The sequence below is a fragment of the Culturomica massiliensis genome, assembly GCF_900091655.1.
Lineage (GTDB): Bacteria > Bacteroidota > Bacteroidia > Bacteroidales > Marinifilaceae > Culturomica > Culturomica massiliensis.
Genome location: NZ_LT594621.1, coordinates 1,633,520 through 1,650,193 on the forward strand (window position 1 = coordinate 1,633,520; position 16,674 = coordinate 1,650,193).

General features: G+C 40.2%; 12 protein-coding genes. 1 reads left to right on the forward strand and 11 read right to left on the reverse strand.

Going from position 1 to position 16,674, the window contains the following annotated elements; translation table 11 throughout:
• Positions 1–4: 4 nt before the first annotated feature.
• The 7 genes from BN8908_RS08245 to BN8908_RS08275 all read right to left on the reverse strand — a co-directional run bounded on the left by BN8908_RS08245 (position 5) and on the right by BN8908_RS08275 (position 11,394).
• Entirely contained in the window at positions 5–484 is a 480-nt protein-coding gene (locus tag BN8908_RS08245; RefSeq protein ID WP_068690017.1) for a hypothetical protein, read from the reverse strand.
• A 241-nt stretch (positions 485–725) separates the two neighbouring features.
• Positions 726–1,376 carry a hypothetical protein gene (locus BN8908_RS08250; RefSeq protein ID WP_068690019.1) on the reverse strand — a complete coding sequence of 217 codons (651 nt, stop codon included), beginning with the start codon at positions 1,374–1,376 and terminating at the stop codon, positions 726–728.
• Between the two features lie 147 nt (positions 1,377–1,523).
• On the reverse strand, positions 1,524–2,177 hold the full coding sequence (locus BN8908_RS08255; RefSeq protein ID WP_068690020.1) for a hypothetical protein: 654 nt from the start codon (positions 2,175–2,177) through the stop codon (positions 1,524–1,526).
• A gap of 151 nt (positions 2,178–2,328) precedes the next feature.
• Positions 2,329–2,979 (reverse strand): hypothetical protein, encoded by a 651-nt coding sequence (locus BN8908_RS08260; protein ID WP_148453244.1) that lies wholly within the window; start codon positions 2,977–2,979, stop codon positions 2,329–2,331.
• 9 nt (positions 2,980–2,988) lie between these two features.
• Positions 2,989–6,981, reverse strand: coding sequence for an RHS repeat domain-containing protein (locus BN8908_RS08265; protein WP_068690022.1), 3,993 nt, complete (start codon positions 6,979–6,981; stop codon positions 2,989–2,991).
• Positions 6,982–7,081: 100 nt separating this feature from the next.
• A complete protein-coding gene (locus BN8908_RS08270) occupies positions 7,082–9,991 on the reverse strand; it encodes an RHS repeat domain-containing protein (RefSeq protein WP_068690024.1) in 2,910 nt (969 codons plus the stop codon).
• 563 nt (positions 9,992–10,554) lie between these two features.
• Complete coding sequence (locus BN8908_RS08275; protein ID WP_068690026.1) at positions 10,555–11,394, reverse strand: phospholipase A; 840 nt, start codon at positions 11,392–11,394, stop codon at positions 10,555–10,557.
• A 183-nt stretch (positions 11,395–11,577) separates the two neighbouring features.
• Between BN8908_RS08275 and BN8908_RS08280 the strand changes: the two genes are divergently transcribed.
• Entirely contained in the window at positions 11,578–12,567 is a 990-nt protein-coding gene (locus BN8908_RS08280) for a DUF2027 domain-containing protein (protein ID WP_068690028.1), read from the forward strand.
• Between the two features lie 231 nt (positions 12,568–12,798).
• On the opposite strand, the gene BN8908_RS08285 is transcribed toward BN8908_RS08280, so the two are convergent.
• From BN8908_RS08285 to trxB, 4 genes are all read right to left on the reverse strand, one after another.
• Positions 12,799–13,518, reverse strand: coding sequence for a hypothetical protein (locus BN8908_RS08285; RefSeq protein WP_068690030.1), 720 nt, complete (start codon positions 13,516–13,518; stop codon positions 12,799–12,801).
• Between the two features lie 84 nt (positions 13,519–13,602).
• Positions 13,603–14,262: a porin family protein gene (locus BN8908_RS08290; RefSeq protein ID WP_068690032.1), complete on the reverse strand. Its 660-nt coding sequence runs from the start codon at positions 14,260–14,262 to the stop codon at positions 13,603–13,605.
• A 33-nt stretch (positions 14,263–14,295) separates the two neighbouring features.
• A complete protein-coding gene (locus tag BN8908_RS08295; protein ID WP_021988370.1) occupies positions 14,296–14,769 on the reverse strand; it encodes a hypothetical protein in 474 nt (157 codons plus the stop codon).
• A gap of 750 nt (positions 14,770–15,519) precedes the next feature.
• On the reverse strand, positions 15,520–16,476 hold the full coding sequence (trxB, locus tag BN8908_RS08300; protein ID WP_021988369.1) for a thioredoxin-disulfide reductase: 957 nt from the start codon (positions 16,474–16,476) through the stop codon (positions 15,520–15,522).
• Positions 16,477–16,674: the final 198 nt, after the last annotated feature.

Sequence of the window (16,674 nt, forward strand, 5' to 3'; positions counted from 1 at the left end):
ACAATTAAGGTAATTCTATCCCGTCACATACACTGATTCGGGATAATCCAAGATTTTTAAAATTCCGTTTGTAATTATCCCATTGTGTACCATTTACAACAGTAATTGTTTTAACCTTAACTTTTCCTAATTGCCTGTTTTCCTCCGGTTTTCTTATATTCGACGGTTTATAAATATACAAAGAGTCTATGCCATTTGATTTATAAAAGATTTCCGAATCATAAAAAATAACATCACGCTCTTCCGGATATGTATGGTCTGTATCAGAAAAAAAGATTCTGTAATGATTTCCTAGTAAACCCCACATTATTGATTTTACAAAAATACATTGATCTACTTCTTCATAGACTATTGTCGTTGAATGTTCTTCTGTCTTGTTTATTACTGAAAATATTTGCATTAACACATATAGATAATAGAATAAAAAGAATACAAATAACAGCAATATCCCCCATAAAATTCTTTTTTTATTTCTTCTTTCCATAATCACTTATTCCTCTTTACCGTTGTATTTAAAGCGGTTATTGGCAGATAAAGCATAACCGCTACACTTTTGACGCAAACCGAAAGGATAGTAATCATTGCGCTCTTTAACCCGCGCCTGACTATCGACAATCGCCCGTCCCCCTAAATGCCCCTGCCGGTAATAGTATAGTGCAAAAGAACGGAACTTTCAGTTTATTACAATTTAAAAGCTCCGTCCCTGTAAGTTATTAGCTAATTATTTACAGTGTATAATCTGTCTTTATACAAATAAATGTCAAAATTTGATCCGGAGAAAAAAAGTAATAATACCAGATACCTGTTAGTACGGATATTACTTCTATGACAGAAATATTTTTGTATTGAGACTCATCTTTAATAAAATCCGTCCGAAATTTTGCGGCTGATTTATCATATCCGACATTGTCTTTCATAAAATTCAGCAGAAATTCTCTTTTGGTCATTCCGATCCGAATGCCATCATACAGTTGAATACGATCGTTGTATATCAGTCCCCGTACGATTTCTATCTTCCCGGTGATACTTATATCCTGAACAAATTCGATATAATTAGGGTTCATCCTTACAATATATATAGATAGTTCATCAAACAATGAGTCCGTTTGTAAATTCGTCCAATGTTTTTTTATATAATTCTTTTCAAAATCATTCCAGGTATCATATTGACCGAAAGGGTGATACAGATGATCATCATCCGAAACGATAATCAGTGTATCCGACTTTACGTAAGCTTCACATATCGTAATACTATCAGACAAATGATTACCCGATAAAAGACTGATTTCCAATCCGGAATCTCGACTGTTTTTCAGACTCGAATAACAGGTATCGGTAATCAAAAAACAGAGCAATAGAAAAAATAGTGTTTTCATACGGTATATTAATTATTTGTTTTTGAAATCCCCCCAAATATTATATCTAAATTATATTCGACCTCTTTTTAATTCAGTTCAAAGGAACGGAACTTTCAGTTTATTACAATTTAAAAGCTCCGTCCCTGTAAGTTATTAGCTAATTATTCACAGTGTATAATCTGTCTTTATACAAATAAACGTCAAAATTTGATCCGGAGAAAAAAAGTAATAATACCAGATACCTGTTAGTGCGGATATTACTTCTATGACAGAAATATTTTTGTATTGAGACTCATCTTTAAAAAAATCCGTCCGAAATTTTGCGGCTGATTCATAATATCTCATATCATCTTTAATAAAATTCAGCAGAAATTCTCTTTTGGTCATTCCGACCCGAATGCCATCATACAGTTGAATACGATCGTTGTATATCAGTCCCCGTACGATTTCTATCTTCCCGGTGATATCTATGTCTTGAACAAACTCGATATAGTTAGGGCTCATTCTTATAGTATATACATCTACATCATTGGTAAACAATGAATCCGTTTGCAAATTCGTCCAATGTTTCTTTATATAATTCTTTTCAAAATCATTCCAGGTATCGTATTGACCGAAAGGATGATACAGATGATCATCATCCGACACAATACTCAACGTATCTGATTTTCTATAAACTTCGTATATAGTAACACTGTCAGTCAAATGATTACCCGATAAAAGACTGATTTCCAATCCGGAATCTCGACTGTTTTTCAGACTCGAATAACAGGTATTGGTAATCAAAAAACAAAGCAATAGAAAAAATAGTGTTTTCATACGGTACTAATTATTGGTTTTAAAATGATCCCCAAATGTTATATTAAATTATATTCGACATCTTTTAGATTCAGTTCACAAGGACGGAGCTTTTAAATTGCAATAAACTGAAAGTTCCGTCCCTGTGATCTATTAGCTTATTAAAATTTATTTACATTTGACAATCTGTCTTTATACAAATAGATTTTAAAATTTGATCAGGAGAAAAAAAGTAATAATACCAAATACCAGCAACGACAGAAATTACTTCTATAACAGAAATATTTTTATACTGAGATTCATCTTTAATAAAATCCGTCCGAAATTTTGCAGCTGATTTATAATATCTCATATCGTTTTTAATAAAATTCAACAGAAATTCTTTTTTGGTCATTCCAATCTTAATATCATTATATAATCCTATACGATTGTCATAAAGCATACCCCGTAACATTTCCATTTTTCCGGTTGTTTCTATATCTTTAAATAACTCTAAATAATTAGAGCCTATTCTTATATGATATATAGCATAATCATTAAATAAAGAATCTATTTGTAAATTCATCCAATGTTTTCTTATATAATTTTTCTCAAAATCATTCCATGTATCATATTGTCCGAAAGGATAGTACAGATGATCATCATCCGACACAATACTCAACGTATCCGATTTTCTATAAACTTCGTATATCGTAATACTATCAGTCAAATGATTACCCGATAAAGGATCGATCTCCCAAACAACGTTTCGGCTATTTCCGGGATTTGAATAACATATATTAGTAATCAAAAAACAGAGCAATAGAAAAAATAGTGTTTTCATATTTTGCATTTAATTATTTGTTTTAAACTGATCTATAAGACTTTGCATAAATTCTTTTAATTTTTCGTAAACGGATGCCCAATCCGCTGCAACATCCCTTACCTCCGAAGCAGATTCCGGTAGCGGATTTTCATAATCATCCAGCTTCCCATCCCGGGTTTCCTGTCGGGGTCTGTAATAACCGTAAAATTTCGAATTTCGATATTTATCGGGTGTGGTAAAACCAGGATTCTCCATAGATGGTCTGCTTCCTCCTCTTGCATGTGTCAGCTTGATCTCTCCCACCCCATTCACTCCCGTTACAACCCCGACATGTCCGGCCCATACGGCTATATCCCCCTCCAAGGGCTCATCCTCCGAATGAATAAACTGTTCCTCATTACTGAAAAATTCATATAAAGCCGATGAATTCTTGGCCACTACTCCATCGGTAATCTCATCTGCAGCTAACACCCTGCATACAAACTCCGAGCAATCCATAAATTCTTTTGCAGCGGCAGTATTCGCTGTTCTGAGTAGCCCCGTTTCTTGCTTATATCCTATCCCAATCATACTTTTTGCTGCCTTAATCCTGTCCTTTGGCCCGAATCCTTTATAATCAATATAGCGTATCGGATTGTTGCCGGCATAATTATACGGACTCAATCCGTAGTATTTTTCACTTAACGGATCAACCGTAAACCACCGTCCCAAAACAGCATCGTACATGCGGGCGCCGTAATCCAGATGCCCCAAATCGCCGATGGTTTGCTCTTCCTTACCGTTGTATTTAAAACGGTTAACAGTAGACAAAGCATAACCGCTACGCTTTTGACGCAAACCGAAAGGATAGTAATCATTGCGCTCTTTAACCCGCCCCAGACTATCGATAATCACCCGGACACTCCCTAAATGATCCCGCAAATAATAGTATACCTCCTGATTACCACCTCCTACTACAATCTGTCCGCCATCGAACAAAACTCCCGATAAACTCAAAGAACTGCCGTTACGCGTCAGGATAAAACTTCCCCGGTAATCATATCCCTTACCGTCATTTCCCCGAACTCCCAGTTTTTCTCCTCCCGCCGTATAACAGTAGCGCACCTTTTCCGTTGCTCCGGATTTCACCTGCTCCAACAAATTTAAGTAATTATATCGATAATTCAAAGCGCGGCGACTGTCTGTCAATAAATTACCGTTTCCGTCGTACGTATAATTCCCCACAGGTTGGGCTCCGCGTACATATACATCGCCCGGTAAAGTAGCTGCATTTTCAGTCAGCGATGTCAATAAATTACCCGTATACCCATAGGTAAGGCTATCAACGGTCAGACCGTTCCCGTTTGTCCGCTGCAATGTTTTGAAATTACCGTTCCGATCATACGTCAAGCCACGTTCCGTATAAGCATCATCACACATATTTCCGGTAAAAGCACGAGCTTTCGCCAAACGCCCCAAACCATCGTAATGAAAGGAATAAGTCCGAAGCGGATCACTCCCCTGTTTCCACGACCATTCACTGATATCTCCCGCGTAAAGAGCTTTACTTCCGTTCATCGCAGGCTTATAATATTGCAGATTCATCGAAAAGAAAGGAGAGGAAATTCCCGTTAACCACCCCTGAAGATTATAGCTTAAGTTCTCCGAACATACATTATTACCATAAATCCTACCGCTCAAACGGCCGAGGTTATCATAACTGCAGCACAGCAAACCACGGACCGCATCATTCAACCACACTTCACTTCGCAATAAGCGGCCCCGGGTATCATAACTATAAAAGGTTTCCAGACTGAATGATTGCCGGCCCAATTCCAACTGTTCCAAGCACCGGATCAGTGCTCCTGTAAAATCATAGGAATACGTCAGTGTCCGTCCTATTTCCTCCGGACCGGATTCTGCTATATACCCCAGACGTCCCTCCCAATCATAATAATATGTACGTTCCATATAGCCGGTTATCACCGTATCCCCTTCCACGATAGCAATCTTCTCCCAGGTCTTTTGCCCGCAGGGATTAGCATTGTAACCGGCAAGACTTGTTACGGATGATATATCCCTGACCGGAGACAATTTGTTTTCAGACCGGAGCCGAGTACCGCCCTCTTCCTTTACGGATATCGATCCACCGGTAGAAAAACCCGGGCCGGGACTAGCGACAAGATTGCGGTCATACCGGTAGCTAGCGAGTAATGTCTCTGCAACCGGTATTGTAGGTGCAGCAGTTCCGGCATCCAATGCTGCCTGTAGAGAAGGCCGGTAAGCAGCCAGGGTAATCATTTTTTCCTCGGTCAAACGGCCATATACATCATAAACGTTTTTTTTCCAGCGCAAAGCGGAACGCAACCTGGCATCCTGCATCATCACTACCTGCCCGGCTGAATTATAGACATAATGTATTTCACCGGTTCCCGGCATCTTTTTCACAACCTGCCGTCCCAAACCGTCATAAGTATAAAGATAACAATAACGATCGGCAATCACATCCGTACGAGCTACAGTCAATCCCGATGAAAGTTTACCGGAACCTTCCGGACTGATCACTACACACAAGCGTCCTGCCGCATCATACACCCGGTAAAGGTCAGCCTGCGTACCGTCAAATTTCTGTCGCACCAGGATCACTTCCCCGCTGACATTTGTAAAAGTCTCCGTCAAACGGCCATCTTCATTCCGGCAACTTATCTTGTAAAGTTGTCCCCGCGGATAATAACCATTAACCTGGAAACCGCCGTCTGCAGTCAATTTTAAGCGAAAAACCTCCTGGTTACCGTTAACAGAATAAATGTAATCTATTTTTTTCCCGGCATCAACATAGACTCTGCCGATCTGTTGTTCGGAAAGGAGCCGGGAAGAAGAGAGACTCTCATAGGTTTTTGACCGATATGCACTTTCAAAATTATGGAACCGTAACTGATTACTGAAAGCATTGGGATCGTAAACACTTGAAGTACCCGGTCCCCAGGAAAGTACCCGCACATAAGGCAGGTAAGTACGGCTATCGCTACGTCCGGCATTATCGTAATGTACCGGAGTCACTATATCTCCTCCGGCAGGAGAAGCATATTGATTCACCAACTGTTCGGCCCTACCCAATCCGTCGTAATACGTTATGTCTGCCGCATAACAGGTTCCGCTAGCCTGATGACCGGCAGGCATCGATGTCACGTGAGCGATATAATTACGATTGGATAACAAGCCCAGACGGAATTCCATCGGATTGGTATATGCCACCTGGTTTTGAGAACGCACCCTGCGACGCACAAATTGCATATCTGAAGAGACGCGAAGATCACAAAAAGAGGTTTTAATACCGGGAAGTACAGACCAACCCGAAGAGGTGTAAACCTCCCAGTCATAAACATAAGTACCGTCACCACCGGAAGGCGGACCCGGCTCTATTCGGCAGGTAAACGGATAACTTCCCACCCATTCTATCGCCGGAAGCGTTCCCCCGTAAAGCCTGTCTTTTATTTCCGTCCCACGCCGGTAATAAAGATACATCACTTGATCTTCTTCCTGAAACGGATTAGCAGAGCCGTCAATCCGTATTATTGTATAACGGACAGCAATTACCCCATCAATAACTCCCGAAGGCTTTTGAGGCTTAAACGTCACATAACTCTCGCCTCCGTAACGACAAACCAAAGACTCCACCTGGCTGCCATTATCTACAAATCCATTATAACGAAACCGACACCGGGTTTTGCCGATCTGTACAAGTGTATCAATAGACAATATCGGCCCGGAAGGCAAACGTCTTGCAGTCCCTATCGAACCGACAGGTTTTAAGTCTTCATAACCGGGATCCGGACCATTTACATCAGGCACTACAATATAGTTATCCGAAACTCTTACGTTAAAATCGAACCTGAGGCCGGAAGCATCCACCAGAAATGGGTAAGTCGCGGAGATCCCAGAACTAGCCTCCGGATAAAATACGCCAAATGTATTTCCTGCCGGATAAACCGAAACAGAAAAATAAAAAAAGCAATAAATGAACAAAAAAATCGTTTTCATAAGCTTATATTTTAAGATTATTCTAACCTAAACACCGACAATTATTGATCCCGTTATATCCGATATCACCGGAACAAACCGAAATCTGCAATATACTTTATCAGGGATGAGCCTGCCAAATATGATAGACATATTCATCCTTCAAACGGCCTTCTCTATCCGTGACCCGTATCAACCGTCCGAACGCATCGTATTCATAATTACAGGTTACACCTGCCGGGTCCGTATACCGGGAAATACCTTTAAAAGGAGCATACTGACAGGTAATCACATGTGCGCCGGAAAGTTTACGTAATTCGGTTTCCTGTTCGGAACTTAACCCGGCAATCAAAGGTGTTTGACGAATTCCGAACAAACCTGTCACCTTCGCCACCTCTGCTAATTCGGCATTACGGATAGAAGCAACCGGATATAATCCGCCATATCCCCAAACATAAACCGTTTTTAATCCCAACGCATCCGTATACTGAAGTAAACGCCCTTGCTTATCATAAGCATCACAACTATACAACAAACTATATCCATCCATTAAAATATCCCTTTTATAATGTCCTCTCAACTGTATCAATCCGTTGAAAAGTGCATAGGTATTCTTTTCCCCGCCGGTCAGTACTTCCGACCCATCCGCCTGACGTCGTTTGATTTCTGTACGAAGCGGAAACCGAATCTGATGATCTGACAACATCTGATTGTCTATATTCGTTCGGGATGCCTCCGGAATATCCGTCACATAAGTCGTATAAGTACGATGAAAAGAGCCATCTCCGCAGCTATTATCTACAATAACAGGCTGTCCCCAGGCATTATACTGATAAGCTATCTGACTCACAATCGAATCTGTTCCGTAATAATCGACCTGCCTGACCCTATCCAAAGTATAATCATCGACCAAAGTACGCGCTTTATAACCGGCATTTCCCGTTATCAGAATCCGCTCGGTATAAGCTAACGGCTTCTTACCATAAAGTTGTTCCTCCCGGCTCACAACATGTCCCTGGGGATTAAGAACTCTCTTCATAACCAACTTACCCCGTTGATTATGAAAAGAAACAGGCTCCATCGTCAGATTTTTAAAATAATCGAAGTTATTTACTATCTGCCAGGTTCCAAGCTGGGGTACCGATACCGTAAAAACAGGAATGCCTCCCACCTGATCCGGCACAGTAGCATAATTAGAAAAACAATACTCCACAGCCGAACCGTCAGTCTGTTTTTCCAGCACCCGGCTATACTCGATATGATTGGCATCCAAAGAATTATAATTATAACACGAAGATTGCTGGAAATAAAACTCTTCTGACTTGGAACGAGCTACTTTCACACAAAGCGAATAACGCGGATAATGAAGGAGTATTCCGGAACTTTTGGTCTTATCTTCCTGCTGATAGAGAAACTCTCTTGAAAAGACGGCCTGCTCACCTGTGTAATCCGTAATTTTACGAATGCGAACTCCTCCTGTCACACTATTAACAACATTTCGCAGCGTTGCTAAAAAAGCACCTTCCAAATCCCGTTTTACGGCCTTAGCATATGAATGTCCCTCATATTCAAAACAGGTATAGCCTTGTGTCGGATAGGTTAGCTTTTTCAACATGCCGTAAATCCCTTTGGAAAAAACCGGATCGCGAAGAGTACTCGTCAAAACTTCCTCATGAGTCACAGGATTTACTGCCGCAGGAATTTCGTCAGTTCCTTTACCGTTATAATATCCCCAATGATCCATTTGATAAGTCGCCGTAAGGGGACAATAAGACGTTAAATCATGATAACTCATTCTATAATCACCCTCTCCGGAAATCCGGACCTTTTCCAAGAAAAGTTTTGCATTCCCCAATGACGGATAAGTATAAAAAAAATCACACTTTTTCAATTGTTCCCGATGACCCGATAACTCTTCCGTAACAATAATGCTTGTCAGCTTTTTACCCATTGCCAGGAGTCCTTTACTCACAGTCGTTTCTGCCCGGGCCGTATCGTACTGAAAATTCAAAAACACCTTATTATCAATATTTACCGACGACAGGCGGGCTGTCTGGCTTATCAAAGGAACCGGGTTTGTACGTATTCCGGCACCGCTGGAAGTACTATTCCGATGAAAAGTAGTATTTACCACCGGGGAATAAATCCGTGATTCTCCACTTTGATTGTAAGATAAGGACACTTTACGACCGTTAGGAGCCGAAATTTCATAAAGATACCAGGAAGAAATGGTTTTGTTGTGTGGTAAAGTCCCTGTCTCGGGGTACGAGTAGTCGATCCCGTTACCGCCGAAAGTACCGAAACGGTAACGGTAACCGTCTCCCGTACGCAAAATGAAATAAGAATCACTCAACGTATTAAAATGAATCGTTTCAACTTTTATATCTCCTTTGCTTACACTCGTATTGTAAACATGGATCCGGCCATTAGCTTCCAGTTGAAAACTACCGCTATATCCCATAAAATTAAAATGAAAAATATCCGGCTGGACATCATAATAACGGTCTCCCAATTTGAAATATGTATAAAAAAAAGGAAAATAACGTTCGGAGGCAAACATTTCACAAACCCATGTTTCAGGATTTACCGATAACGAATTATTCCAAAAGTAATAATACCCTTTTACTTCCCGTTTATTACCGTAAATATCCTTCACACCCTCCATATTACATTCATCATCCGGCATTCCCCTCACAGTACGCGATATGACACCCCCGATATTCAGTAACCAATCATAACCGACCACCCCCGAGGCTTTATTCGGAAGAAAACCATTACTGGCATATTTAACCGACACCGGAAAATCAAAATCAGGATCAGTATACCTGTAAAGAGGTATTTCTGCCATCACCGTGCCTGTATATAAGTTGACAGGTGTATTCCCATAACGGATAAAACTCCATGCCTGTGGAGAAGGGAAGGTCACATTCGGATCATCCTGCCCCAGACACACATTAGCAACCCATAGAAAAACCAGACAACAGACCGCTTTATAAGACTTTAAATAAAAAAAAGAAACAGCTGTTTTCATAACAAATAATTTAAATTAACACACACTGCAAGTAAACTCCCACCAAGTAAGGAAGCACTTCAATTCTGATTTGAACTGTTTTACAAAAAGTAAAATAGCCCAAGGGAAGCAGTAGAAACTTTCCACCGGTCAAAGCGGTTATCCGAGATATACCCGTTCGATAACCAACAATTAACAAACCGTTCTCATAGGCTTTAAGTTTTAAGCGAACAGTTCATAAATCATCGGTCTTTCCGATAAAACACAGTAACAAAAGAAAATTTTGATTCCGGAATGACCCCGACAGATTTTATGATACAGTCCGATTGTTTGTAATAAATTTAATTAACAAAAAAACGACCTGCAAAAAAATAACCTTATCAACGGGGTTGTAAGTGGTTGATTTTGAGTACCGTTTTTTACAAAAACCTTATCAGTTCAAAAACGGTCATATTTTATCGGGGAAACAGGCGGAAAAAAGAAGATTCGGATACCGGCCTTCACAATCGGTGCTGATATCATGGCTTCAAGTATCTCACCTATATACTTGAAAAAAAACAGCGAAGCAAAATGTAGAATTCGATCTAAAAAATAGTGAATGAATTCGGCTTAATAACGATACCGACACGCAGCCAATGGTGGAAATGGTTATAATCGATCATACTCTCCCCATACCCATTGTAATATTGCAAAAAGAAATATTGATTGTCAAAACGAAACATCCGGTAGGCAAGTTCGAATTGCCAATTGGCATTCAGGTTCCAACCGCCGCATTTCACCATCAGTACACTGCAAACAAACCGTTGGTTGTCGCTGATATAAGTACCGGCAACCTGCGCAATACCCGAATAACGGGGCATATATTTATTTTCATCCGCCACCATAACCGGAATCCAGAATTTAGCTTGCAGGGTATAATTCCGGTTAAAAGAATACAATCCCATAAAACTGATTTTATTCCAGCTCCGCGACCATATACTGTCCCGTCCGTTAGACTCATGTTCATATTGCAAAGAGGCCATAGCCGCAATACGGTTATTTCTGATAAAATTATGTCCGAATCCCAGGGTCGGGTTATAATTCGTCTCTTTGAAAGGAGCAGATTTACGATAAATATCCCAAAAAGATTTCTGGGTATATGTAAAAAAAAGATACACTCTCCAAGGCAACATCCGTTTATAAAGACGGTGTCTTAAACTGATCTGAAACTTTGCATCAGAATTATATTTATTGATTTTACCTCCCGAAAAATCGGTTCCGGTTATAATATAATTATCCTTATAAATAGTAAAGGCCGGGATTGTCCCTAAATCATCCGCAATGCTATCCGCCCGTACGTCTTTTTCCGAATTCACCTCCTGACCGCTTACCGACCGAATACCGCAAAAAAGCATTATACAAAGAAAAAAAATCCCATTTTTCATACATCCGTTTTTTATCAGGCAAAAGATTTACGCAATAAACACCGGGAAAGTTCAATACTTCGCGATAATAACAGCTTTTTATACTTTCTTCCGAACAGAATTCAAGAGGAAAGATTAATTTTGCCAGACAGGAGGCTCAGCAGCTTCCGTATACAGAATAAGATCAAATACATCGAATACTTTATGGATATAAGAATAGGAGACACAGTCAGATTCATTTCTGAAAAATTAGAAGGGAAAGTTACCGGAATCATCGATACGAACACGGTAAATGTTTATTGCGAGGAATACGGCTTTGAAATACCGGGAAATACAAATGACCTGGTAGTTGTCCAATCGGATTTCATTTCCTCTGCAACGGAAAAGAAAGGGAAGAACACTTCAAATGTTTCCGTAATACCCACAGATATCCTGTTCATCGGAATCGTCCCGGACAATTTTCAGAATCTTGCAGCAAGCCGGTTCGAAATCTACCTGATAAATGATACCGCTTCTACCTGTTTATACAGTGCGGGGTATTTTAACGGAGAAAAATACACGGCATTGTCTGCCGGTAACTGTAATCCGGACGCCACAATTCTGTTAGGCACGTATACGCTGAAAGAACTGGATTCCGTTAAATCCCTGCATATCCAGGCTATCTACTATAAAAAAGGGAATTACAGCCCCCGGCCGGTAATAGATACACACGTAAAACTCAACTTAACATCGCTTTGTAAAACAGGCAATTACAAACACACGAAATGGTTCGGTCCGATGAGTTTTCTAAAACCGTTGGATCAAAAACAAACGATAGAAGAGATAGAAATCGATCCAGAAGAACTGATCCAGGCCGAAAAAGTCAAAAAAGCAGCCGAATCCGTTAAAAGACCTCAAAAGCAAATTGTAAACAATGTCGTCGAAATCGATCTGCATTGTGATCAGATTCTTGAAACGACAGCGGGAATGGGTAATAAGGATATTTTGGAATATCAATTGGACGTTTTTCGTAAAACGTTGGACGAATACAAACTACGCCGGGGACAGAAAATCGTATTTATACACGGGAAAGGAGACGGCATCTTACGTCAGCGCATCCTTTGGGAATTACAGACAAAATACAAACGCTTCCACCATCAGGATGCTTCTTTCAAACAATACGGTTATGGAGCGACACTGGTAACAATCAAATAATATAAAGGGCTGTCCGGTTCGGGCAGGAAAATAAGGACAGCCTTATTCATGAGCAGGGAAAATCAAAAACTCCCTGTCGGTGCACATTTTACACCGGCAGGGAGAGAACAACATCTGTAAAAAACAATATTGCCTTTACCTTCGCCGCAAGTATACCACGATCACAGCACAGCCGATTCCCACAACTACCATAAGACCATGTATATCCAAGATATAACGATACCTGCCTCACTATTTAATGATAGTTTGTACATGCCCGTCTTTAAAAAACAGATAAAAGGAACTGTTGTACATCCATTGTACTTCTCCGTTAGCTTCCATCACTGTTTGCGGTTTACCGAAAGCTAAACGGCATTCATCCTCCGTCATACCTTTCACCGGTTTCCCGATACTGATCTCTTGCCAATGGGTAATAGCCGAGGGACGGTTGGTAACGACAAAATCGAATATATTATTTAGCAACTGCGAGCCGGACACCACAAAATCGTCCATTATCTGCCGGTGAGCTTCTTTTTTTTCTGGATTTAGCTTTTCCATCGGGGTAATTTTCTTAATCACCAAAATAGGTGCCTCAACTGTTATATTCGAAAGATAATACGTGAGTTTACCCTCGGCAACCCGGAAAATAGCACGGCAATAATACGTACTTTTTTGTCCTGATCCTTCCGGAGAAGTGAGAGCAAGATTACAAGTAAAACTTCGGGCCGCGACATTCATTTCCGTAATGCCTTCTTTCAACTGGGGACAAACATTTTCTATCGTCCAAAGCAAAACATTGGCATAAATATCTTCATCCCTCACATTTGCAAAAGGCACGAACCCACTAACCACATATTTACCGGCCTCCTGAATAAGCGGGTACTTTTTCCCCGTTTCTATAAAAGTCTGCGCTACCGATGGTAATGTACACCAAAACAGGCAGCACAACATCCATATCCGTAATTTTGTCATAATATTTTATTTATATCAGAAAATACAACGCCTGCCCCTGGCAAAGACATATGAATTTTGCATAGTAAATACAACAGCAGTCTATCAGAAAGCAATCCCCAAACGGATCATAAAATTAGATGTATAATACTCACCGTCTTTTTCCGCTTCAATAAATCCCCGCTGAAAATTAAAATCCAAGTTAAAATTGTTGTACCAAATCCCAATACCGGCATTCAGCCCTACGTCGTAACGACGCCAGTCCATCCCCAAACCACCGTCCCCCAAATCTTCATTCCAGTCGCCTATATTAAACTCACTTTTATCACCGTCATCGTCGATTTTGATTTTTCCGGCATAATCGAAACTGGCATAAGCACCGACATGTACATCTACTTTCAAAGCATCGGTAAACCCATAACGATAGCCTAAATGAAACGGAGAATACTGTACGTTATGAGCAATTTGAGTAAATTCATCGCCACTTTTACCTCCCCTCGAGCCGAGGCCGAACTCCATCCCCCAATACATACCAAAGCTCCCCATCGGCTTCATAAAACCGTAAGTCACAGAATATCCCGTTTTACTTTCCGAATCGTCCGCATCCCCTGCGAACTTCATCATATTTATACCTGCACGAAAGTAATTCAAAGTTTCGGAAGTACTTTTCGCAGCATTAACGCCGACACTTCTTGAAGATACAATCTGAGCATTAACGCCGATATACAACAATACGGCAATAGCTAATAAAACTACTTTTTTCATACACTTAAAAATTTTATATCAAACTGACTTTATTTATTTTACAATAGCTGAAACTTTTTCCCATGTCAGGGGAGTAACGAACTTCTCCGTACGTATCCATTCATAATCACTTTCCTGGGCCGGACGCCAGTTCTTGAAATTTGCCGGGAATCCGGTTACCACCACGCTGTATCCCTTTCCGTCTTCCGAGGATTCAATTTTAAACATCGGTGCTACGATCACATCAGCATCGTGCCTCTGCGAAGACAGGTAAACGGCACGACTACGAATATTCGCCAAATCTCCCCTCATATCAACTTCAACCTGTTCTTTGGTAAAAACCCAGACATCGTGTATACGTCCCTTGAGTGTATCCACAACCAACTCAACCGTCAGTGGTTTGGCATAAGCGGCAGTGTGTACCTCCTGCACCCGGGCCTGGGTATCACTGAAACTGGTTTTCAATGTTGCACAAGAACAAAACGTTACAACAATTCCACATAATACAACTAATCTAAAACTTTTCATCTTTCTTTATTTTAAAATTAAACATTCTTTCCACCCTGATTATACGGTTCAGGCATATCGATCGCCATTTCCGGTGCTTATTTATCATCATCAGATCAACAGATAATACATTAATTATCAATCTTTTCTGAGAAGCAGACAGTGCTGCATACAATCTACCAAGTACACATTAACCTAATAAAATGAACGATTTTTCAGGCAAACCAAAAGAAAAGATCAGGCAAGGGGAAAAAAATTAACAGATTAATATGAAACATGTTATCTTTTTTATATTTTTGCATCCATTAACTAACACAAAACAAAATTAATCGTTCGTTTAAATTAGTTGAAAATTTGTAAAATCTGTAAAGTCAAAGTATACAATACGGACAAACCAACGATAGCTTTGAACAGCAAATTCCTTCCGAAAATTATTTTTTCAAACAGTTTATAAGTTAAAAAACAGACACAAGCCAAGAGGGTATTTAGCGTTCTGGCTATAAAAAATAAGAGTATAAATGAAAAGAACCTGGTAAAATAAAAGATTACCGGCCTCACATGACTTCCTCCTTCGTTCAAGGCTTATTAAGGCAGGTTCAAAATAAATGGAAGGATAAATGAATCGTTTTACAGACAAAAAATTATCGGCCTGAGCAGGTCGTGAGACAAAGGGCAGGAATACTTCTCCCGACAAACACAATATAAAAAATCCGATAAATTTTATTCATTACATAAATTTATCGGATTTTATTTATAACTACTTTCTTCTGTTTAACACCGTTCTGTCAAATAGCGTTCCGCATCGATTGCTGCACGGCAACCGGCTCCGGCGGAAGTAATACCTTGCCGGTAATCAGGATCCATAACATCTCCCGCAGCAAATACCCCCGGCACATTCGTACGCGATGATCTCCCCTCTGTCAGGATATACCCCTGCCCGTCGGTATGAATATATTTCTTAAAAACTTCCGTATTAGGCGTATGACCTATCGCCAAAAAGAATCCGTCAATCTTTATATCATGTTCTTTCTCCTCCGGAGTACCCATCTTATAAATCAACCGGGCACCTTCCAATCCCATATCCGTCCCGAACAAATCCTTTGTATTGTGTTCAAACAAAACCTCGATATTCGGTGTTTTATTAACCTTCTCCTGCATGGCCTTCGAAGCCCGCAAATAAGGCTTTCTCACAATAAGATAAACCTTATTACATATACCGGCCAAATAAGTCGCCTCCTCACAAGCCGTATCTCCACCACCGACAACTGCTACATCTTTTCCCCGGTAGAAAAAACCGTCACAAGTAGCACACGCACTCACTCCCACTCCTTTGAATTTTTCTTCGGCAGGAATCCCAAGGTATTTTGCCGTCGCTCCTGTCGCAATAATTACAGCATCGGCCTCTATCCATTTTTCACCGTCGATCCTCACCTTATGCAACGGTCCCGTAAAATCCACTTCATCCGCCACTCCGAAACGAATATCCGTACCAAAACGCTCGGCCTGTTTCCGCATATCCTCCATCATAACAGGTCCCGTAACACCTTCCGGGTAACCGGGAAAATTTTCTACTTCAGTGGTGGTCGTCAACTGTCCACCCATTTGCATACCGGTATATAATACAGGCTTCAGGTTGGCTCTCGCAGCATAAATTGCCGCCGTATACCCGGCCGGACCTGAACCTATAATCAGACATTTTACATGTTCAATTGAATTTTCTTCTGCCATATTTCAAATTTTTATATGCAAAAATATCAATTAAAACTCATCATGTCAACTTTTAAACCAACATTTTGATCGTAGATTTTTGATTTCAGATTTAAAATGAAATGAATTGATAACAAATCAGTCTATTAAACAATTTAAAATTTACAATTCAAAAATTTACAAATTACAGGAGACATTCCTCAAGTAAACTCTGATAAA

Excerpts from the sequence above, each read along its gene's own strand:
- BN8908_RS08245 (WP_068690017.1), bottom strand. The coding sequence starts at position 484 with ATGGAAAGAAGAAATAAAAAAAGAATTTTATGGGGGATATTGCTGTTA.
- BN8908_RS08250 (WP_068690019.1), bottom strand. The coding sequence starts at position 1,376 with ATGAAAACACTATTTTTTCTATTGCTCTGTTTTTTGATTACCGATACC.
- BN8908_RS08255 (WP_068690020.1), bottom strand. The coding sequence starts at position 2,177 with ATGAAAACACTATTTTTTCTATTGCTTTGTTTTTTGATTACCAATACC.
- BN8908_RS08260 (WP_148453244.1), bottom strand. The coding sequence starts at position 2,979 with ATGAAAACACTATTTTTTCTATTGCTCTGTTTTTTGATTACTAATATA.
- BN8908_RS08265 (WP_068690022.1), bottom strand. The coding sequence starts at position 6,981 with ATGAAAACGATTTTTTTGTTCATTTATTGCTTTTTTTATTTTTCTGTT.
- BN8908_RS08270 (WP_068690024.1), bottom strand. The coding sequence starts at position 9,991 with ATGAAAACAGCTGTTTCTTTTTTTTATTTAAAGTCTTATAAAGCGGTC.
- BN8908_RS08275 (WP_068690026.1), bottom strand. The coding sequence starts at position 11,394 with ATGAAAAATGGGATTTTTTTTCTTTGTATAATGCTTTTTTGCGGTATT.
- BN8908_RS08280 (WP_068690028.1), top strand. The coding sequence starts at position 11,578 with ATGGATATAAGAATAGGAGACACAGTCAGATTCATTTCTGAAAAATTA.
- BN8908_RS08285 (WP_068690030.1), bottom strand. The coding sequence starts at position 13,518 with ATGACAAAATTACGGATATGGATGTTGTGCTGCCTGTTTTGGTGTACA.
- BN8908_RS08290 (WP_068690032.1), bottom strand. The coding sequence starts at position 14,262 with ATGAAAAAAGTAGTTTTATTAGCTATTGCCGTATTGTTGTATATCGGC.
- BN8908_RS08295 (WP_021988370.1), bottom strand. The coding sequence starts at position 14,769 with ATGAAAAGTTTTAGATTAGTTGTATTATGTGGAATTGTTGTAACGTTT.
- trxB (WP_021988369.1), bottom strand. The coding sequence starts at position 16,476 with ATGGCAGAAGAAAATTCAATTGAACATGTAAAATGTCTGATTATAGGT.